We start from the raw sequence: 21,447 nt of genomic DNA, 5'->3' as shown, positions 1-21,447 counted from the left end.
TTGTATATTTGCAAGAACACTTTATTTAATCGTTAATAATGAACAAACACTTATTTATAGGATTTGTTAGCCTCCTTTTTATCTTCACTTCCTGCAAGACAAAAGAGAAAGCGAGTCAGCTCAGTTACATGCAGAATATTGAAGAAATTGCGACGCAAGCTACGATTAATAGTGCTTATTCAACTTTGCAGCCTGCAGATCAATTGGTAATTCTCGTAACAGCCAAGGATATGGATGTGGTGCGGCCCTTTAATCAAAATTATTCTTCCGGTGAAATAACCCAAACCAGTATTGCCAGTAGCAATGCTCCTACGCAGGGTCAAACGACACTTGCGGGACCTACCTATGGAATCGACTCCAATGGGATTATTGATTTCCCAGTGTTGGGCAGGTTGCAGACTACGGGAAAAACATTGGTTCAGTTTCAAGATGAATTGCGATCAAAGCTCACCATGTATATTAAAAATCCAACGGTTAATATTAGAATTTCCAACTATAAAATAACAGTTCTTGGTGAAGTAGCAAGGCCTGGGCAGTACATTATTGCTGACGGGCAAACAACTTTGCTTAGTGCTTTAGGCCTAGCAGGAGATCTTACCATGTATGGCAAACGAGAAGATATCTTGGTGGTAAGAAATGAAAACGGTATCATCGCGAAAGAACGAATTAATATGCTTCAGGCAGATTTTATCAATTCACCTTATTATCATCTTCAGCAAGGTGATGTAATATACGTTACGCCCAACAATACCAAAGAAAAAGCGTCTCGCTTAGATCCCAACATGCCGATTTACATCTCTGTGGCTGGTATTATAGTGACAATTTTAGCCGTAGTTTTTAAAAAATAACTTCTTCCTTATAAATAATGGATAACAGTTCTTCATCTAAAGAAACCCCAAAGAGCGGCGACAACGCGGCCGAAATAAATATTAGAGAAATTATAAAGCCTTATTCCAGAAGGTTTTATTGGTTCATTATAAGTGCTATTTTGTTTATGGCGCTCTCTTATCTTTATCTTAAAACAAAAAATCCCGTTTTCGAGGTCACAACCTCTGTGTTGATTAAAGATGCAAAGAGTAATCCGGGTTCACAAGATTTCGCTGCCCTACGAGATATATCTGGTTTTGGAAAAATCGGAAGCAACGGCGTAGAAAATGAAATGGAGATTTTTAAATCTAAAAAGCTCATGCAAAAAGTTGTACAAAAATTACGACTTCAAACAGCTATTTATAAAAAAGGTAGTTTACAGAATACCGAACTTTATGGCCAAACATCGCCAGTCATTATTCAAGTCATCAATGAGAAAGCCAATGCCAAATATTTTGAAAATCCAATTGATTTAAAAATTTCAGGAAACGAAATAGAACTAAGCTCGGAAGAATTAGCTCCTCTAAAAACAACCTTTGGTAAAACCATTAGCCTTCCTTTTGCCAATATAATAATCACCAAGAATACCAACTATCTTGTGCCGAAAGAACCGGTAAATTCAGTTTTAGTAGTCATTAGAAGTGAGCGACAAATGACGGATTCATTCCAATCGAACTTAAAGGTAGGACTTGTAAATAAAGACGTGACCGTAATTAGAATGGTGATGAATTATCCGGAACGGGAAAAAGCCAAAGCTATTCTTAATAATTTGGTTCTCGTTTATAATAAAGACGCCATTGAGGATAAAAACTCGGAGTCAAATAAAACTGCGGAATTTATAGAGGAAAGAATTCGCATCATTGGAAATGAATTGGGCGAAGTTGAAAACAGAAAAGAAAGATTCAAAGAGGCGAACCGTATTACTGATTTAGCAACAGAAGCGAAATTGGGTTTGCAATCTTCTGCGGAGGCACGTGCAAAGCAACTTGAAATAGATTCGCAGTTAGAAATTACCAACGCTTTATTGGGCTATGTAAATAAACAGGGGCCCAGTCAAATTCTACCGGGAAATGTTGGCTTAGATAATCCTGCCACAATCTCGAATATTGCAACATACAACCAATTGGTTTTAGAGAAAAATCGTCTCTTAGAAAATGCCACACCGCAAAATCCTCTTGTTGTTGATTTAACCAAACAGATCAACAATATGAGAACTTCTGTGGTTGAAGGCTTGGTGAAGAGTAGAAGTGCTTTACAAATTGCTAAAAGCAATTATCAGGTAGAACAAAACAGTTTATCGGGTAAAATCTCGAAAATGCCCGCTCAAGAAAAAATATTTAGAGAAATTGAGAGACAACAACAAATTAAAGAAAGTTTGTATTTGTTGCTCTTGCAGAAAAGGGAAGAAACTGCAGTTTCACTGGCGGTTACCGCTCCAAAAGCGCGGGTCGTGGATGAAGCATATGTTACACCAATCCCTGTAGCTCCCAAAAGCTCCATCGTAATGATGATGGGCTTATTGGCGGGACTTATTGTGCCTTTTCTTTTAATTTATTTGATGCTTATGTTTGATGACAAAGTGAAAAATAAGCATGATATCGAAAGATTGGCCAAAGGCAAAACTGTTCTTGGCGAAATCCCATCATTGGAAAGAGGTCAAAGCGAAGTCGTACTTCAGAACGATCTTACTCCGTTGGCAGAAGCATTTAGAATATTGATTACCAACATGAGTTTCATGTTGCCGAAGAAAGAAGAAGGCCGGGTGATATTTGTAACTTCAACCATTAAAGGGGAGGGGAAAACGTTTGTTTCGGTGAATTTAGCATTAACATTAGCGACCCCTACAAAGAAAGTTGTAATTATTGGGTCAGATATTAGAAATCCGCAACTCCAAAGATTTAGTGATATTTCTAGAGGAGTAGTAGGATTAACAGAATTCCTGCATGATGAAACCATAAAGAAAAAAGATATTATTCAACCATCACCCTTCAACAAACAATGTGATTTTATCTACTCGGGCAGCATACCTCCTAATCCTACCGACTTGTTAAGTAATGGAAAATACCAAATTTTAATCGATGCATTAAAAAAGGAGTACGACTATATTATTCTGGATACCGCACCATTAATGTTAGTAACCGATACCTTACTAATCGCTGGTATGGCAGATGCTACAATCTATGTAATGCGTTCTGGACATACGGAAAAAGGATTGGTTGATTTTGCGAAAAGACAAATGGATAGCAAAAAGATTATTAACGCAGCATTTGTGCTCAATGATGTCAGCCGTGAACATTACGGTTATGGAAATAAGTACGGCTATGGTTACGGTGTTGATAACAGAACATTTTTTCAAAAATTAAAAGATACTTTTTAATGTATAAAATTGCAATAATTGGACAAGGTTATGTGGGATTGCCCTTAGCTCTTGAATTTTCCAAACACTTTCCCGTATATGGTTTTGATATTAATGTTGATCGGGTAAATGAGCTGAATAAAGGTGAAGATCATACGTTAGAAGCAGACTTAGATTTATTGCAGAATGCTTTGAAATCTACCAAAGAAACCGCTTTTGCAACCGGATACAAAGCCACAGCATCTTTAGAGGAAATAAAAGATGCTACTATTTTTATCGTGACCGTTCCTACCCCAATCGACCGGTTTAATTCACCAGATTTACGACCATTGATCAACGCTAGTGAAATGCTAGGGAAAGTATTAAAAGTAGGAGATGTCGTAATTTACGAGTCTACAGTTTATCCAGGTTGTACCGAGGAAGAATGTATACCTGTGTTAGAAAAAGTCTCAGGACTACAATTTAATTCAGATTTTTTCGCCGGATATTCGCCCGAGAGAATTGTGCCGGGGGATAAAGTAAATACCCTGACCACCATTGTTAAGGTAACATCGGGCTCAACACCAGAAATTGCCGAAATGGTAGACCAATTATATAAAATAATTGTAACCGCAGGCACCCACAAAGCACCGAGCATTAAAGTAGCTGAAGCTTCAAAAGCCATAGAAAATGCGCAGCGAGATGTAAATATATCTTTTGTTAATGAATTGGCCTTAATTTTTGATAGAGTAGGAATCGACACCAATGATGTCTTAGATGCAGCAGGAACAAAATTTAATTTCTTAAAATATAAACCTGGTTTGGTTGGCGGTCACTGCATTTCAGTAGATCCCTATTATTTAGCGCACAAAGCAACACAGTTGGGCTATCACCCACAAGTGATACTTAGCGGACGCCGGGTGAATGACATGATGGCGCAATTTATTGCAGGGAAGGTCGTGAAGTTGATGATCCAAAAAGGACAATCTATTAAAGGAGCCAATGCTCTGATTTTGGGAGTAACCTTTAAAGAAAATTGCCCCGACGTAAGAAATACTAAAGTTGTAGAAATTTATGCAGAACTTAAGCAATTTGGTTTGGATGTAGATCTGTGGGATCCCTGGGCAAATGCAACCGAAGTTAAACAGGAATATAACATCGATATCGTTTCAGAAATTGCTGAAAGTAAAAAGTATGATGTTATTTTGCTAGCGGTCGCTCACCATGAATTTATCACGCTTGACTTTAATAAAATAAAAAAAGAAAATACGGTTATTTTCGATGCGAAAGCAATTCTTAATAGGGATATCGTAGATTCTAGATTATAATGAAATATGACGCGATTATTGTAGGAGGTGGTTTGGTTGGTCTTTCAACAGCATACCATTACCAATTGAAAAATCCCCAAGCCAAAGTTTTGGTTTTGGAAAAAGAAACTACGGTCGCACAACATCAATCCGGACATAACAGTGGTGTTATTCATAGCGGTATTTATTATAAACCCGGGAGTTTAAAAGCAAAAAATTGTATTGAAGGCTATACTTCGATTATCGAATTTGCTGAGAAATATGGGATTCAATACGATCTATGCGGAAAAATCATCGTCGCGACCAATGAAAAAGAACTTCCCTTATTGGATACCATCTATAACCGAGGGTTAGAAAACGGTCTCCAAAATCTGCAGTATCTTTCCAGAGAAGCGTTTCGTGAAATAGAACCTTATTGCGAAGGAGTTCGTGCCATCAAGGTGCCCCAGACAGGAATTATTGATTATCCCGCAGTTGCCGAAAAGTTAAAAAATCTATTCCTGGAAATGGGCGGGAATATCTTCTTTAATGAAGAAGTAATTAAAATCATTGAGCATTCTGAAGGCATTATTATTCAAACTAAAAATGCTGAATTTAAAGCCCTAAAAGTTATTTCGTGTGCTGGATTATATGCGGATAAACTATCAAAATTAACCAATCCTGAAAACGATTTCATCATCGTGCCTTTTCGTGGCGAATATTTTAAATTAAAACAAGAAAAGAAAAATCTAGTTAAAAATCTAATTTACCCAGTTCCCGATCCTAATTTTCCCTTTCTCGGAGTACATTTTACCAGAATGATCGATGGAAATGTTGAAGCTGGACCAAATGCAGTTTTAGCCTTTAAAAGAGAGGGGTATCAATTCTCAGATTTTAATTTTTCCGAAACGTTAGAAACTTTTACCTATCCTGGCTTTTGGAAAATAGCGGCCAAATATGGTAAAACTGGTTTGGGCGAAATATACCGCTCCCTATCAAAAAAAGCATTTACAAAAGCATTACAAAAGTTGATGCCCGAAATTCAGGAAGATGATCTTGTCCCTGGTGGAGCTGGCGTACGTGCTCAAGCATTGAGCAAAAACGGACAGTTAATCGATGATTTCGACCTCCTAAAAAAAGGAAATATTATTCATGTTCGAAATGCACCTTCTCCGGCAGCAACTTCTTGTTTGTCAATAGGAAAAAAAGTGAGTGAGTTGATCGATTAATAACCTTATAATTAAGAAAAGCATATGAACATACCCATGGTTAACCATCAGAATCAGTATGAAGAAATAAGGAATGAAATCTCCGCACACATTCAAAATTGTTTGGATACTTTTCAAAAGTTTCGATTGGAAAAAAATATCCAGAGTATGAATTATAATCGGTCACCGCTTTATCACCAGGAAGTATTTGTACCCTGTACCCATAAAGATTTTAGCTTGCTAAACACGGAGCAGTTATGCAAAGAAGTTTTATCTTTGCCTATCCATAAAGAGTTTAATAAGAAGTCTATGGGTCAAATTATGGAGACCATAAAAAGCTTTTTCACCCTCTAAATTTTTTACTATGATAGCATATTTTGCGCATGAAACAGCGGTTATTGATGAAGGTTGTACGATTGGAGCAGGAACAAAAATTTGGCATTTTTCTCATATTATGCCAAAAGCAATTTTGGGAACAGATTGTAATATCGGGCAGAATGTTGTGATTTCTCCCAATGTAATTTTGGGCAACAATGTTAAAGTACAAAACAATGTATCTATTTATGAAGGGGTAAGCTGTGATGATGATGTTTTCTTAGGACCATCAATGGTTTTTACCAATGTCATCAATCCGAGAAGTGCAGTGAACCGCAAAAATGAGTATTTAAAAACACATGTCGGGAAAGGGGCTTCTATTGGTGCAAATGCAACAATTGTCTGTGGCCATAATATCGGCCAGTTTGCATTTATCGGAGCCGGCGCTGTAGTCACCAAAGAAGTGCGGGATTTTGCGTTGGTAGTAGGAAACCCAGCACGACAGATCGGTTGGATGAGCGAATATGGAGAGCGCTTAAACTTTGATGAAAACGGATTCGCAATCTGCGATGAGAGTGGAGCGAAATATAACCTGTTAAACGGGAGGGTCTCCAAATTATAATTAAGAAATGACACAAAAGATTAAATTTGCCGTAGTAGGTTGCGGCCATATCGGCAAAAGGCATGCAGAAATGATTGCCAGAAACGAAGAATGTGAACTTGTAGGATTGGTTGATGTAAAATCGCCTTCTGTTGTAGGGATTGATCAATTTAAGGTTCCTTTTTATTCAAGTCTTGAGGAACTGCTGCAATCTGACCTGCAGATTGATGTAATCAACGTTGCCACACCGAACGGTTTTCATGCGGAACACGGAATGAAAGTTCTGGAATCGGGAAGACATTTGGTGATTGAAAAACCAATGTCTTTATCAAAAACCGATTCGGAAAAATTAATTTTTAAAGGATTGCAAAAGCATAAGCAGGTATTTTGCGTCATGCAAAATAGATATTCTCCGCCAAGTGTTTGGTTGAAGGATTTGCTGGATGCGGGAACTTTAGGAAAAGTATTTATGGTGCAAATCAATTGCTACTGGAATAGAGATGAGCGGTACTACAAGCCTGAATCTTGGCATGGAAAAGCAGATTTGGATGGTGGCACATTATTCACGCAGTTCAGTCACTTTATCGATTTGATGTACTGGTACTTCGGAGATATAAAAAATATACAGGCGAAGTTTGCAGATTTCAACCACGCAGAACTTACCGATTTTGAAGATTCTGGTTTCGTGAGTTTTGATTTTGTAACTGGCGGAATGGGAAGTATCAATTATTCTACTTCCATTTGGGACAAAAATTTAGAAAGCAGCATCACCGTTATTGGCGAAAATGGCTCGGTAAAAGTGGGCGGACAATACATGAATGAAGTGGAGTATTGCCACATCAAAGATTATGAGATGCCAGAATTGGCTCCAACCAATCCGGGGAACGACTACGGTGCCTACAAAGGAAGTGCAGCCAATCACCACTACATCATTGAAAACGTGGTTGATGTTCTGAAAGGCAGAAGTAGTATTACCACCAATGCTTTGGAAGGTTTGAAAGTGGTTGATATTATTGAAAGGATTTATGAAATGAAGAAAAAATAAAATAATGAATTTTAAAAAAGTATTAGTACTAGCACCACATACCGATGATGGAGAATTAGGAGCAGGAGGTTATATCTCAAAATTGGTGGATGAAGGAGCAGAGGTTTTTTACATGGCTTTTTCTACCGCAGAGGAATCTGTACCAGAAGGTTTCCCAAAAGATATTTTGAAAACTGAAGTGGTCGCTGCAACCAAAGTTTTGGGAGTGAAAGAAGAGAATGTGATTATTTTTAATTATCAAGTTCGAAAGCTCAACTACGCAAGACAAGAAATTTTAGAAGAACTGATTCGGTTCAAAAGGCTGCACAAGGATATCGATTTGTTGCTAATCCCTAGTATAAAAGATATTCATCAAGATCATTCTACTATTGCGATGGAAGGAATTCGAGCGTTCAAAACGAAGTCAATTTTCAGTTATGAATTGATTTGGAATAATCTTTCTTTTGATACCCAAGCATATATTTCTTTAGAAGAAAAACATATTGATAAAAAAGTAAATGCATTAAAAGAATATAAATCCCAAGGATTTAGAGATTATTTAAGCGAAGAATTTATACGCTCACTCGCTGTTGCAAGAGGTGTTCAATTTGGGGTAAAGTATGCAGAAACTTTTGAGGTTGTGAGACTTTCAATTAATTAAATTACAAAAATGGCTACCGTTAATGATATTATTAAAGTTGTAAATCCTAAAAAAATAGTAGGAAATACCGATTCAATTGTAGTGAATGCAATACAGCTAGACACACAGAACGAAAGGGAAGATGTACTAATGTGGGTTTCTGCAAAATTTAAAGATCATTTAAAAAATATTACGCATGGCGTAATAATCTGTGGAGCATTGCCAGAAGAATTTATCAGTGAAAACTGTACTTACCTTATTACAGATAATCCTAGACTTGCATTTCAAAAAGTGCTTACCGATTTTTTCATGCCGAAGAAAAAAGTAGGAATTTCTAAAACTGCAATTATTGGTGAAAATGTGAAACTTGGAAATCAAATCTTTTTAGGAGAACATGTGATCATTGAAGATCATTGTGAAATAGGAGATGGTAGCTTTATAGACCATCACACCGTTATAAAATGCGACACCATCATAGGGAAAAATGTTTCTATTGGAGCTAATACTACGATCGGTGGAGTAGGTTTTGGCTATGAAAAAGATGAAACAGGGCAATTTGTTTTTATTCCACATATTGGAAATGTTGTAATTGGTGACGATGTAGAAATAGGCAATAATACTTGTATCGATCGAGCAGTTCTTGGAAGTACAAAGTTGTGTGACAATGTTAAAATAGATAATCTTGTTCACATTGCACATGGGGTACAAATCGGCAGAAACAGTCTTGTAATTGCTAATGCGATGGTTGCTGGAAGTGTAGTAATTGGCGAAAATTCTTGGGTTGCACCATCCTCTTCTATTCTAAACCAGAAAAAAATTGGCAACAATGTAACCATCGGACTATCTGCAGTTGTAGTGAAAGACGTAAAAGATGGCGAAACAGTCATTGGGAGTCCAGCAGAAGAAATTTCAGTAGCACTCGGAAAAAAGAAGGTGATGAATGAAAAATTGTTTAATTAATTTTGAATTTAAAAAATTATATAGCAAGAGCTAAAAGGAATTCATTTTTAAGGAATGTAGCCATATTATCTAGCGGTACCATTATTAGCCAGATTATTGTAATTGCTGCATCCCCTTTTCTTACGCGCCTATTTCCCGTAGAATCTTTTGGAATATTGCAGCTTTTCACCAGTTACATGGTTATATCTGCGGTTATTTCTACTGGCAGGTATGAATTAGCAATGGGTTTACCAAGCAAAGACACCGATGCAAGAAAATTATTTCAGCTTATTGTTTTTTTAGGTGCAACGGTTTCATTATTGTATTTATTTATCATTTTTATTTGCAAAGAAATTCTTCATTTGCAAGAGAATTTTGAAATTTTAAAATACTGGTGGATCTATCTTGCCCCACTTTATATATTTTTCATTGCGCTTTTTTCTGGGTTAATTTATTGGCTGCAAAGGAAAAAAAATTACAAGAAGATTACCTTTGCAAATGCCTTACAGGTTATACTCACCGCGATATTCGGTATTGCATTTGGGCTTTTACGAATAGAGTCTGGGCTTGTATTAGCGCTTATTTTTTCCATCATTATTGCAACGTGCTATTTATTATACAGTTATTTAAAAGACAATCAACTGTTTACTTTTTCAGAAATAAAGTCTCAGGGTAGCGCATATATTGCCTTCCCGAAACACATGATTATTTCCGACCTGTCTCTTACCACAAGCCAGCAATTTATCCCAATTTTATTTTCTTTTCTGTTCAGTACGACTGTAGTTGGGCTTTACGCTATGGCAAATAGAATGTTGCGGTTGCCTAACATTGTAATTACCAGTTCGATCGCCAATGTATTTAGAAATGATGCCATAGACGAAATTAGAATTTCTGGGCATTGCAAGCAACTTTATGTATCAACCTTCAAAAAATTGCTTTTACTGTCGATACCAATTTATTTTATAGTTTTTGTACTGGCACCTACTTTGTTTCAAGTCGCTTTTGGAGAAGAGTGGCTAGAAGCTGGTTATTATGCGAGAATTATCGCATTATTTCTATGTGTAGAGTTTGTAGCAACCCCGCTTAATACAATGTTTTATATAAGAGAAAAACAAAAATTACTCATGCGCCTGCAGTTTTTAAATGCGGTATTTGGTGCTTTGGCAATTTACTTAGGCGCAATGATATTTGATAATGCAAGAGTTTCCCTCGTATTTTATTCAGCAACCACCCTTTCTTTTAACCTAATCATGTTATTTTTTTCATATAAGATTGCTACCAACAAATTATAAAATAAAAAGACAGTAATTTTGCATCATATTTTAAAATAGTAAAAAAAGAATTTAGTTAATACGCATGGCATACCTTAGAAAAATAGCAATTATCATCTACATATTACTGGTCTATTCTGGATTGGTGAAATGGATTCCAGGTTTACCAGTAGATCTAACAATCGTATTTACCGCTATTTTATTAGTGCTATTTCCGTTTTTGTTTAAGCACCAGTTCTTATCCGTGTCTTCCTTTGCTAAAGTTGTGATATTCTCAGTCCTATCGCTCTCTATTTTATTCTTATTAACCAACGTGTATACAATTTCTACAGACTATGCGATGAGCAAGTCTATAGCGACTGTTTTAAATATGTTTTGTTTTATTTATCCCTTGCTACTTTTTGACGAGTCAGATCTCCCTTATTTTAAAAAAGTAATGACGGCTGGAAACGTAATTATTCTAACTATTCTTAGTTTTCTTTATTTTACCGACCAGTTTATCTACTTTCAAATGAGCGAGAAAACAATAGAATCTGTGCTTGGCTTTGGGATTCCCAATTACTTGTCTTTAGGTACATTTATTTCGGTGAGTTTAATTTTTCAAATAGGCAATAAATCGGTTTTTAATAAAATCATCATGGCCTATAGTATTTTTATTTTATTCGTTTTGGGTGGTCGAGGTCCGTTGCTTTTTCTATTTTTCATTTTTATACTTCACTATTTCTTAACGCTTGAGATTAAAAAGTTTTCAATAAAAAATGTAGTGATCTTGTTTTTAGGTGGCATTTTGCTGTTACAGTATTTTGATTTTTCAGCGGTGAATTTCGAACGTTTTAATATTTTAGGAAATTTCAGTGAAGATGAAAGTGCACTGGAAAGAATCTTTTTTATTGAGGAAGGATATAAATCGGTTGCAAACCATTTATTTATGGGCCTTGGAATTGGCAGTTCAGGAATCATCCTGAGCGGAACGGATGTCTCCCTATATCCTCATAATTTATTTTTAGAAAGTTTGATGGAGGTTGGTTTTGTTGGTGGTTTATTGTATTTGCTGTTGTACTTTTGTATCTTCTTTAAAACATTTAAAAATACCCAGTCGACAACTTTATTAATTTTAGGACTGATTTCATTATATTTGTTTTTTCAAGACATGAAAAGTGGTTCTTTTGATTCGTGGAGAATCTCTCTCATGTGGATAGCACTATTCGTTATAGAGTACCGTGCTAAAGATAAAATACAAATATGAAAATTTTAATGCTTTGTGAGCTTTATATAGAAAATTTAGAGTATCAGGAAAATTTATTGGTAAAATATTACAGAAAACATGGTCACGAGGTTACTGTTATTACTTCTACTTATGATAATGTTTTTGATTATTATAATAACCAACATGATAATTCCAAACCAGGCCATACCTTCCAGGATCATGGTGCTACAATTATTAAACTCCCTTTTAAATTTAACTTTAAAGGGAAGATTAAAAAATATACGAATATTTCTAAAATCGTAGAAGAATTTCAACCAGACCTGCTCTATATTCATGATATTATGCCCAACATGTTTGAAATGTTGCCCTATAAAAAAAGAAACCCGCATGTTAAGATGATCATGGATTATCATGCAGATTACAGCAACTCTGCCAATAATTGGCTTTCTCTAAATATTTTGCACAAAATAATACGCAAATATATTTACATGAATCCTATACGGAAACACATCTCAAAATTCTATCCGATTATTCCTGGGAGTACTAAATTTTTAAAAGAAGTCTATAAAATCCCAGAATCTCAAATGGAAGTACTGCCGCTGGGAGCTGATGTAGATTTGGCAGCAGAGATTAGACAAAGTGATGCGCGAAACAAAATAAGAAAGTGCTTGCATATTGAAAAAGATCAAAAAGTATTATTCACTGGCGGCAAATTTGCTCCTCTTAAAAGAACAGAACTTGTCTTAGAAGCTTTTAATCAAATTAATGATCCTAATTTACACCTAATTGTTGTAGGTGATGCAGATGAAAATATGCAAGATTATAAAAATAGATTATTGGCGCTTGCAGCAGAAAATAAGAATATTCATTTTGTAGGGTGGCAAAATAATCATGGAGTTTATCAACATCTTGTAGCATCTGATATTGCGGTTTTTCCGGCAAGCCAATCAATTATTTGGCAACAGGCATTAGCTTCGCATTTGCCTCTTATCATTGGCGATTTTGGTGATCAGTCCTTAGATTACCTTAATGAATTCAACGCCGTAACCGAACTCACTGTTGATAAAATTGATAGTCTACATATTAAAAAAGCAATAAAAAAATTACTGGACGACGATTACCTTGCAGAAAGAAAAGAGCGCTCGGCGAAAACTGCGGCTAAGTATTTGGATTGGAATCAATTAATAAATAAAACATTATCACATGTTAAAACTTTTTCTTAATTATTGCGTTGTACTTCCTCTTTTCATTCTTAGCTGTACAAGTAAAGTTGAAAAAGAAGAAATCACGAGCAATATTGTACATTATAAATTTGGCATCCAATCGGTAACTCCTCCTAAATTATTGGTGACCACGGATAATAATAGCGAAGTGATTAATCAATTTCTTCAAAAAAATAATATTCAAAAAGTTGGTTTTATTAATGATGTTCAATTTTTAGACCCAAACAAACCATTCACTTTCAGTCCTCTATTGTTGGATCGTGAGCTCACGCGTGCATTTCCAAACACCCAAGAATCGGGCATTGCCTATATTGATTTAGAAGCTCCTTATCTTGAATATTTAATGAATGCTAATATCAATTCATCGGAATTTAAACGTTCTAAAAAACTTTTTTTAGAGGTTTTGGCCTATGCCAAAAAAGCAAGACCTAATGTAAAGTGGGGGTATTACTACGTTCCCTTCACTACCTATTGGAGTAGAACAAAAGCCTTTTATGATAAAGATCAAAGGATTACCGAAATTATTCAAAACAGCGATGTCCTTTTTCCGTCCATCTATATCTTTTATAATAAAGTGAATTTTAGTCTTGAAAATAAATCCTATCTCAAAGAAAATACCGAGCAAGTTATTAGGATTGCACAGAAATATAATAAGAAAGTATACCCTTTAGTCATGACCAGATATCACCCTTCCAATGCAAGTATTGGCAATGAGACTATTGCTGAAACTGATTTTAGGGCTTATATTGCTACCCTTAAAAACACAACGTATAATGGCAAGTCGGTAGACGGAATCATGCTTTGGAATGCAGATGGGTATTCAAACCATATTCAAGAACCCAAACTTACACAAGAATTAAAAAAATCGAAGCAAAATTTTGAACAATTTTATGATCAATATTTAATAGAATTTATTTCTATAATGCTAGAAAAAAAATAATGATGAGCACCGCAACAGAAAGACCTTTTCAGATTTGTACCAAAACAATTATGGATACTACTGATCCCACCATCGTTTTCAACGAACGGGGAGAAAGTGACTATTATACCAATTTCAAAGAAAATATAGAGCCTTCTTGGCATACCGATGAAAGAGGTTTCGCTGAGCTAATGAAAATAGCCGAGCGTATTAAAAAAACATCAACCAACAAAGACTTTGATTGTATTATTGGGCTTAGCGGTGGTTTAGACAGTTCGTATGTCGCCTATATCGCAAAAGAAATAATGGGAATTCGCCCGCTTCTTTTTCATGTTGATGCCGGTTGGAATACAGATCGAGCCGTAGGAAATATTGAAAAATTAGTCAATGGATTAAATTTAGATTTATATACAGAGGTCATCAATTGGGAAGAGATGAAAGATCTGCAAACCGCTTTTCTAAAATCCCAAATTGCAGATCAAGATATGCCACAAGATATTGCATTTTTCTCAGGCCTCTACCGGTTCGCAAAAAAACATAAGATAAAGTATATTTTAACCGGGGGTAATTTCTCTACCGAATGCTGTAGAGAACCTGAAGAATGGGGCGCATATCCCGGTATTGATAAAACATTAATTTTAGATATTCATAAGAAATTCGGAAAAAAACGACTTAAAACTTTTCCAATCGTAGATATTATATCGTATAAAATTATTTATAAATACATCTTCGGCATGGAAGTGTTTCGGCCACTTAACCTTGTTCCTTACGTGAAAAAAGATGCGGAAAAATTACTCAACGAAAAATTTGGGTGGGAGCCTTTCCTTCATAAACATCATGAATCTCGCTTCACTAGATTTTTTGAAGACTTCTGGATGCCAAGAAAATTCGGCTATCAAAAAAGAAAAGCACATTTCTCTAGTCTAATTTTAACAGGGCAGATGACCCGTGAGGAAGCCTTAGAAAGAGTCTCCAAACCAGAACTTTCTGAAGAATTTTTGCAGCGAGAATTTGAATATGTTGCGAACAAATTAGACCTGACCACCGCAGAACTGCAACACTATTTTGAAGGGGAAAATAAAACCTATAAAAATTATAAAAATAAACTAAGCTTTATCCGGCTTGGCGCAAAAGTGATGCAAAAATTAGGATTAGAAAAAAGACTTTTTAGGTAAATGATCACAATAATAGATTATGGAGTCGGCAATATAAACGCTTTTGTGAATGTCTATAAAAGAGTAGATGTGCCAGTGAAAATCGCACGCTCAAAAGAAGATTTAAGCGGTGCAGAAAAACTGATTTTACCAGGAGTCGGGCATTTTGATTATGCCATGAAAAAATTAAATGATTCTGGGATGAGAGAAGAGTTAGATCATCTGGTTCTACACCAAAACATCCCTGTAATTGGCATTTGTGTAGGCATGCAAATGATGGCAAATTATAGTGAAGAAGGAAAATATGAAGGATTGAAATGGATCGATGCTTCGGTGAAAAAATTCGATGAAACCAAGATTCACCAAATCACCCGGTTACCGCACATGGGTTGGAATGATGTAAAGCCAACAGGTAACAACCCCCTTTTTCAAGGTTTAGAGAACGATGCTATTTTTTATTTTTTACACAGCTATTATTTTGAATGCAAACATCCCGAAGAGGTGCTCGCAGTTTCCGACTATGGGGTGGAGTTTGCCTCGGCAGCACATCACCAAAATAAATACGGAATACAGTTTCATCCGGAAAAAAGTCATCATTATGGTGAGATTTTACTACATAATTTTGCAAAACTTTAGAAATGCTGAGACCAAGAATAATTCCAAGTTTATTGTTACAAGAAAATGGCTTGGTTAAAACTGTTAATTTTAAGAACCCTAAATATGTAGGAGATCCGATTAATGCAGTAAAAATTTTTAATGAAAAAGAAGTAGATGAACTTGCAGTTTTTGATATTGATGCCACCGCAAAAGGATTAGAGCCGAATTATAGTTTAATTGAAAGAATTGCCAACCAATCCAGAATGCCTCTTTGCTACGGCGGCGGCGTAAAAACCATAGAACAAGCCCAGAAAATATTCGGATTGGGAATCGAAAAAATAGCCCTAAGTTCTGCCGTAATAGAGAACCCCGAATTGATCACCCAAATCGCCGATCGCGTAGGATCCCAAAGCGTTATTGTAGTTTTGGATGTGAAGAAAAAAATTTTTGGTGGTTATGAAGTTTTTACGCATAACGGTAAAAAAGGAACGGGTATTAATCCGTTTGATTTTGTTGTGAAAGCACAGCAGTTGGGTGCGGGTGAAATCCTAATCAATTCTATTGATCAAGATGGGGTGATGAAAGGATATGATCATCACTTAATCGACAAAATTCGCGAAAAAATAACCCTTCCCCTCACGGTATTGGGTGGCGCAGGATCACTTGCGGATATTGAGAAAGTCATTGAAAAACATAAAATTATCGGGGTTGCAGCAGGTAGTTTATTTGTTTTTAAAGGAGTATATAAAGCAGTTTTAATTAATTATCCGACCAAAGCGGAAAAAGAAAACTTATATTAAAAAAAATTATGAAAATCAAAGATAAAGTCCTACTCATCACCGGTGGAACAGGCTCCTTCGGTACAGCAGTCCTCAACCGTTTTTTAGCGACTGATCATTTCAAAGAAATCCGAATTTTTTCCCGCGACGAGAAAAAACAAGACGATATGAGGAACCTCTACAAAAATGATAAAATAAAATACTACATCGGAGATGTGCGCGATTTTAACAGTGTAGAACCTGCAACACGTGGCGTGGATTATGTCTTTCATGCGGCCGCCTTAAAACAAGTGCCATCTTGTGAGTTTTTCCCAATGCAAGCAGTAAAAACAAATGTAGAAGGAACCCAAAATGTGATTCGTGCTGCGGCTTCAAATAAAGTACAAAAGGTAATCTGCCTCAGCACCGATAAAGCAGCCTATCCCATCAATGCCATGGGTATTTCTAAAGCGATGATGGAAAAAGTAGCCGTTGCAGAAGCAAGAAACTTAACAGATACCACCGTATGCTTAACCCGTTACGGGAATGTAATGGCCTCGCGCGGTTCTGTAATTCCATTGTTTTTGAATCAAATTCAGAAAGGAGAACAAATCACCATTACCGACCCGAATATGTCACGCTTTTTCATGTCTTTGGAAGATGCTGTTGATTTGGTTTTATTTGCCTTCGAAAACGGAAATGCAGGCGACCTTTTTGTAAACAAAGCGCCAGCAGGTAAAATAGGCGATTTAGCGCAAGCGTTAATGGAGCTTTCTGGCAAAGAAACCCCGATAAAAATTATTGGTACGCGGCATGGCGAAAAATTGTACGAAACACTTTGCACCAGAGAAGAAATGCTGAATGCTGAAGATATGGGCGACTTCTACCGGGTTCCCGCAGATAACAGAGATCTGAATTATGCTAAATATTTCTCAGAAGGAGAACAAGATATTTCTATGAGAGAAGATTACCATTCTCATAACGCTGAACAACAAGATGTGGAAGGTCTTAAGAAACTAATTTCAACTTTGCCTTTGATAAGGAAAGAAATTTTCGGCGAAGAGGTGATGCAATATCCGTATTAAAACTACTATCAACAAACCGTCTCACGATATTTTTTTTGTAAGTAAAAAACCGAAAAATCAGTATTTTTTAAAACAGTAAAATAGGATGTACTTTTAGGCAAATGAACTTTATTGCTTTAGAAATGAGAAGATTTAAAAATAAATGAAATAAAGTGCAACCAAAAATAATTAAGGGGAATCATCATACCGACCACCGAGGAACTTTGTCCTTCAATAATGATTTTAATTCATTTGGGGTAAAAAGAGTGTACACCATCGAAAATGAAAGTTTGGATTTTGTACGTGCTTGGCAAGGTCATCAAATAGAGCAGCGTTGGTTTGTAGCAGTTGTGGGATCTTTTAGAATCAAATTAGTACCCATTGACAATTGGGAAAACCCCAGTAAAGATTTACCAATCTTCGAATTTGTCTTAACTACGGAAAATTTTGATGTACTGCACGTTCCTGCTGGATTTGCATCATCCATTCAAGCCTTGGAAGAGAAATCCAAGCTGTTGCTTTTGGCAGATTATCAACTGGGTGAAATCCAAGATGAATTTAGATTTCCGAGTGACTATTTTAATGACAACAAAGATTAAGAAGAAATGAAAAGAATAGGAATTACCGGTCAAAACGGTTTTGTAGGATCCCATTTATACAATACGTTGGGTTTAAATCCCGAGGAATATGAACGAATAGATTTTCAAAAAGAATATTTTGAAAACCCAGATATGCTGGATGAATTTGTGAAACAGTGCGATGTAATTGTGCATCTGGCGGCCATGAATCGGCATCCCGATCCAGAGGTAATTTATAAGCAAAATGTAGGATTGGTCACTACCTTGGTTGAATCATTAGAACGGACTGGCTCCAAACCCCATGTTTTATTTTCTTCTTCTTCGCAGGAAGAAAGAGATAACCTCTACGGAAAGTCTAAAAAAGAAGGACGTGCACTCCTTGCTCAGTGGGCGAAAAACGCCGGTGGTATTTTTACCGGAATGATTATACCTAATGTTTTTGGTCCTTTTGGCCAGCCGTACTATAACTCTTTCATTGCCACTTTTTGTCATCAATTAAGTCATGGTGAAACGCCAACGATCGATATGGATGGCGAGGTGAAATTAATTTATGCAGGTGAGCTGGTTCAGGAAATGCTTAACCAAATTCAGGGGAGCAGTACCATTGAACAATACGTAGTGCCTTTTACAACTTCAATTAAAGTATCTGAAGTTTTAGGAAAATTACAAAACTTCAAAAAACTTTATTTTGAAGGTGGCGAAATTCCAGAGCTTACTACCAGTTTTGATTATCAGCTTTTCAACACCTACCGCTGTTATTTTGATATGGCCACCCATTATCCCGTAAAATTAACGCAGCATACTGATCCGCGTGGAGCTTTTGTAGAAGTAATCCGGCTTGGTATTGGCGGACAATGTTCTTTTTCTACCACCGTTCCTGGCATTACCCGCGGAGATCATTATCATACCCGGAAAATTGAACGATTTACTGTAATTAAAGGGAAGGCCTTAATTCAACTAAGGAAGATCAATACCACCGAAGTATTTGATTTTTATTTGGATGGAAGCGAGCCTGCCTACGTAGATATGCCGATTTGGTACACCCATAATATAAAAAATATTGGGAACGAGGAACTTTTAACCATTTTTTGGATCAACGAACCCTATAATGCGGTAGATCCAGATACTTATTTTGAAAAGGTTTAGAATGGATATTTTTAAAAAGTATACGTCAGAAGTCTGGTATTTACTACTTATCGTTACAGGATACACCGTTTTTAGTGCATTTGCTACACCATTGGGTGTGGAGGATTCTAAAATATTTTCGGTTCCTTACCGATTGTTGGTGTTTTTCTTTTCCTTATATATCATTTATAAAAACTTCAGTTTTAAAAAGTTAAGAAATGTTGCAGTTATTTCGCTGACCCTCTTTTGGTTGCTTTATCTCACAAAAAGTTACCTAAGTTTTACTCAAGATTTCTACACCGAATTGTTTGGAGAAAGATTTTTAGAAATTTATATAAGAATTCTATTGATAGCCTGGATTCCCTCCGTTGCCTTACTCTTTATCGATTATAAAAAGGTTGATTTAGCCTTAGTAAGTAAGGGCTTTTTTTATACTTTATTGGCGATGCTTACTATCAATTTGATGTATGCTTTGGTAATGCCACATGGCTCCAGTCGTTTATTTATCTTTAGTATTTACTATATTTCTTATGGTCACTTAGGTGCATCATTAGCCCTGATTTCTCTATTTTTTATATTTTTCGATGCTAAAGGGTTGTCTTTATATATAACGGGATACGGTTTGTTACTCGGTTTGTATACTATTTTCATAGCAGGTGCTCGAAGTCCGTTTTTGGCGATCATGGTGGTTGTTCCATACCTTTTAATTGTGAAGAGAAATTTTAAATTCATTGGAATGTTTTTACTTTTGCTTTGCCTAGCAATAGTAGGGATTTATTACTTCGGAAAAAGTGATCAATATGAAATTATGTTTGTAGATCGAACTTACAAGTGGCTTTTTGAAGGGGACAATAGTTTAAGAACACCACTTTTTGAACGAGCATTGGATATTTTTAAAGCCAGCCAATTATTTGGTGGCAGAACGCATTATGAAGATGGGATGTATCCGCATAATCTTTTTTTAGAATTGTTAATGGCGACTGGAGTAGTAGGACTTGTTATTTATGTACTTAAATTCTTGCCAGTCTTTCAGAATTTCAGTCTCTTTTCTTTTAAAATCAACAATTGCTATCATCTTTTATTTTTTACTTTATTTTTGCAATATTTCGTACTTTCATCCACTTCTTTTGCACTATATTCCGTACCAGAATTTTTGTATTTTAGCAGCATCATAATAGGTATTAGTTTAAACAATCACAATGAAGAAAATGAAAGTAATGACGGTCGTAGGAACCCGTCCGGAAATAATTAGACTGTCACGCGTTCTGATCGCACTAGATGAGTCAGAAGCCATCGAACACACCATCGTTCATACCGGTCAAAACTACGATTACGAACTTAATCAAATATTTTTTGAAGACTTAGGCTTAAGAAAACCTGACTACTTTTTAGAAGCTGCTGGCAAAACAGCGACCGAAACCGTTGGGAATATCCTCATTAAAATAGATCCACTTTTAGAAGAATTACAGCCAGAAGCTTTTTTGGTCCTGGGCGACACCAACTCTTGTTTGTGCGCAATTCCTGCGAAGAAAAGACAAATTCCGATTTTCCATATGGAAGCCGGAAATAGATGTTTCGATCAAAGAGTACCCGAAGAAACCAATCGTAAAATTGTAGATCATACTTCTGATGTGAATTTAACCTACAGCGATATCGCTCGTGAATATCTACTAAGAGAAGGGCTTCCTGCTGATCGAATCATTAAAACTGGATCCCCCATGTTTGAAGTTTTAAATCATTACCTCCCTGAAATTGAAAAATCAACCATTTTGTCGAAACTTCATTTGGAGGAAGGAAAATATTTTGTGGTCAGTTCACACCGTGAAGAAAATATTAATTCTGAAAAGAATTTTGAGGGTTTGATCGAAAGCTTAAATGCCATTGCAGAGAAATTTGGGTTTCCGATTATTGTTTCAACTCATCCGAGAACACGAAATATGATCGATAAAAAACAAGTAAAAGTACGTCCAGAAGTTCAGTTTTTAAAACCCTTGGGTTTTCATGATTACAATGCTTTACAAATGCGCAGTTATGCCGTTTTATCAGACTCGGGAACCATTTCAGAAGAATCATCTATTCTAAATTTTCGTGCTTTAAACATTAGAGACGCACATGAAAGACCCGAAGCAATGGAGGAGGCAAGTGTAATGATGGTAGGGCTTTCATCGGAAAGAATTATGCAGGGTTTAACACAACTGCAACAACAAAAAACTGGTTCAGAAAGAAATTATCGTTGTGTTTCTGATTATTCGATGCCCAATGTTTCCCAGAAAGTGGTTCGAATTATTTTGAGCTACACGGATTATGTAAACAGGGTTGTTTGGAGTAAATTTTAA

General features: G+C 36.0%; 21 protein-coding genes. All 21 read left to right on the top strand.

The annotated features are described in order from the left end of the window. Positions 1-38 precede the first annotated feature (38 nt). The 21 genes from QWY78_RS06410 (at position 39) to wecB (ending at position 21,447) form a co-directional block, all read left to right on the top strand. Positions 39-848 (top strand): polysaccharide biosynthesis/export family protein, encoded by an 810-nt coding sequence (locus QWY78_RS06410; protein WP_290217703.1) that lies wholly within the window; start codon positions 39-41, stop codon positions 846-848. Between the two features lie 17 nt (positions 849-865). Continuing rightward, positions 866-3,244, top strand: a complete 2,379-nt coding sequence (locus tag QWY78_RS06405) for a GumC family protein (protein ID WP_290217700.1) — start codon at positions 866-868, stop codon at positions 3,242-3,244. Further along, the gene (locus tag QWY78_RS06400; RefSeq protein WP_290217699.1) at positions 3,244-4,530 is read left to right on the top strand and encodes a nucleotide sugar dehydrogenase; all 1,287 of its coding nucleotides are present in this window, start codon (positions 3,244-3,246) and stop codon (positions 4,528-4,530) included. Before QWY78_RS06405 ends, QWY78_RS06400 begins: the two co-directional genes overlap by 1 nt. Continuing rightward, positions 4,530-5,717, top strand: a complete 1,188-nt coding sequence (gene lhgO / locus QWY78_RS06395) for an L-2-hydroxyglutarate oxidase (RefSeq protein ID WP_290217698.1) — start codon at positions 4,530-4,532, stop codon at positions 5,715-5,717. The genes QWY78_RS06400 and lhgO overlap by 1 nt, the downstream gene beginning before the upstream one ends. Before the next feature lie 24 nt (positions 5,718-5,741). Further along, positions 5,742-6,050, top strand: coding sequence for a DegT/DnrJ/EryC1/StrS family aminotransferase (locus QWY78_RS14850; protein WP_353960522.1), 309 nt, complete (start codon positions 5,742-5,744; stop codon positions 6,048-6,050). A 10-nt stretch (positions 6,051-6,060) separates the two neighbouring features. After that, positions 6,061-6,633, top strand: a complete 573-nt coding sequence (locus QWY78_RS06390; RefSeq protein WP_290217697.1) for an acyltransferase — start codon at positions 6,061-6,063, stop codon at positions 6,631-6,633. Between the two features lie 7 nt (positions 6,634-6,640). Then, positions 6,641-7,657 carry a Gfo/Idh/MocA family protein gene (locus QWY78_RS06385; protein WP_290217696.1) on the top strand — a complete coding sequence of 339 codons (1,017 nt, stop codon included), beginning with the start codon at positions 6,641-6,643 and terminating at the stop codon, positions 7,655-7,657. 4 nt (positions 7,658-7,661) lie between these two features. Beyond that, positions 7,662-8,297, top strand: coding sequence for a PIG-L deacetylase family protein (locus QWY78_RS06380; protein ID WP_290217694.1), 636 nt, complete (start codon positions 7,662-7,664; stop codon positions 8,295-8,297). Between the two features lie 9 nt (positions 8,298-8,306). Continuing rightward, complete coding sequence (locus QWY78_RS06375) at positions 8,307-9,236, top strand: DapH/DapD/GlmU-related protein (protein ID WP_290217692.1); 930 nt, start codon at positions 8,307-8,309, stop codon at positions 9,234-9,236. 2 nt (positions 9,237-9,238) lie between these two features. After that, positions 9,239-10,507 (top strand): lipopolysaccharide biosynthesis protein, encoded by a 1,269-nt coding sequence (locus QWY78_RS06370; RefSeq protein ID WP_290217689.1) that lies wholly within the window; start codon positions 9,239-9,241, stop codon positions 10,505-10,507. 64 nt (positions 10,508-10,571) lie between these two features. Beyond that, positions 10,572-11,732, top strand: a complete 1,161-nt coding sequence (locus QWY78_RS06365; protein ID WP_290217687.1) for an O-antigen ligase family protein — start codon at positions 10,572-10,574, stop codon at positions 11,730-11,732. Then, positions 11,729-12,916 carry a glycosyltransferase family 4 protein gene (locus QWY78_RS06360; RefSeq protein ID WP_290217685.1) on the top strand — a complete coding sequence of 396 codons (1,188 nt, stop codon included), beginning with the start codon at positions 11,729-11,731 and terminating at the stop codon, positions 12,914-12,916. The genes QWY78_RS06365 and QWY78_RS06360 overlap by 4 nt, the downstream gene beginning before the upstream one ends. Next, complete coding sequence (locus QWY78_RS06355; RefSeq protein ID WP_290217683.1) at positions 12,897-13,856, top strand: hypothetical protein; 960 nt, start codon at positions 12,897-12,899, stop codon at positions 13,854-13,856. The genes QWY78_RS06360 and QWY78_RS06355 overlap by 20 nt, the downstream gene beginning before the upstream one ends. Then, positions 13,856-15,010 carry an N-acetyl sugar amidotransferase gene (locus tag QWY78_RS06350; protein ID WP_290217681.1) on the top strand — a complete coding sequence of 385 codons (1,155 nt, stop codon included), beginning with the start codon at positions 13,856-13,858 and terminating at the stop codon, positions 15,008-15,010. The genes QWY78_RS06355 and QWY78_RS06350 overlap by 1 nt, the downstream gene beginning before the upstream one ends. Then, complete coding sequence (hisH, locus tag QWY78_RS06345) at positions 15,011-15,625, top strand: imidazole glycerol phosphate synthase subunit HisH (protein WP_290217679.1); 615 nt, start codon at positions 15,011-15,013, stop codon at positions 15,623-15,625. Between the two features lie 2 nt (positions 15,626-15,627). Further along, a complete protein-coding gene (locus QWY78_RS06340) occupies positions 15,628-16,386 on the top strand; it encodes an AglZ/HisF2 family acetamidino modification protein (RefSeq protein ID WP_290217677.1) in 759 nt (252 codons plus the stop codon). Between the two features lie 8 nt (positions 16,387-16,394). Then, the gene (locus QWY78_RS06335; RefSeq protein ID WP_290217676.1) at positions 16,395-17,429 is read left to right on the top strand and encodes a polysaccharide biosynthesis protein; all 1,035 of its coding nucleotides are present in this window, start codon (positions 16,395-16,397) and stop codon (positions 17,427-17,429) included. A 152-nt stretch (positions 17,430-17,581) separates the two neighbouring features. After that, on the top strand, positions 17,582-18,007 hold the full coding sequence (locus QWY78_RS06330; protein WP_290217674.1) for a WxcM-like domain-containing protein: 426 nt from the start codon (positions 17,582-17,584) through the stop codon (positions 18,005-18,007). Positions 18,008-18,013: 6 nt separating this feature from the next. Further along, entirely contained in the window at positions 18,014-19,132 is a 1,119-nt protein-coding gene (locus QWY78_RS06325) for a polysaccharide biosynthesis C-terminal domain-containing protein (RefSeq protein ID WP_290217672.1), read from the top strand. A gap of 1 nt (position 19,133) precedes the next feature. Further along, positions 19,134-20,363 carry an O-antigen ligase family protein gene (locus tag QWY78_RS06320; protein ID WP_290217670.1) on the top strand — a complete coding sequence of 410 codons (1,230 nt, stop codon included), beginning with the start codon at positions 19,134-19,136 and terminating at the stop codon, positions 20,361-20,363. Then, positions 20,311-21,447 carry a non-hydrolyzing UDP-N-acetylglucosamine 2-epimerase gene (gene wecB, locus QWY78_RS06315; protein WP_290217668.1) on the top strand — a complete coding sequence of 379 codons (1,137 nt, stop codon included), beginning with the start codon at positions 20,311-20,313 and terminating at the stop codon, positions 21,445-21,447. The genes QWY78_RS06320 and wecB overlap by 53 nt, the downstream gene beginning before the upstream one ends.

This window comes from Kaistella yonginensis, from assembly GCF_030409525.1.
GTDB classification, from domain to species: domain Bacteria; phylum Bacteroidota; class Bacteroidia; order Flavobacteriales; family Weeksellaceae; genus Kaistella; species Kaistella yonginensis.
The sequence above is the reverse complement of the archived record's forward strand: the minus strand, read 5'-3'. Positions and strand labels throughout refer to the sequence as shown.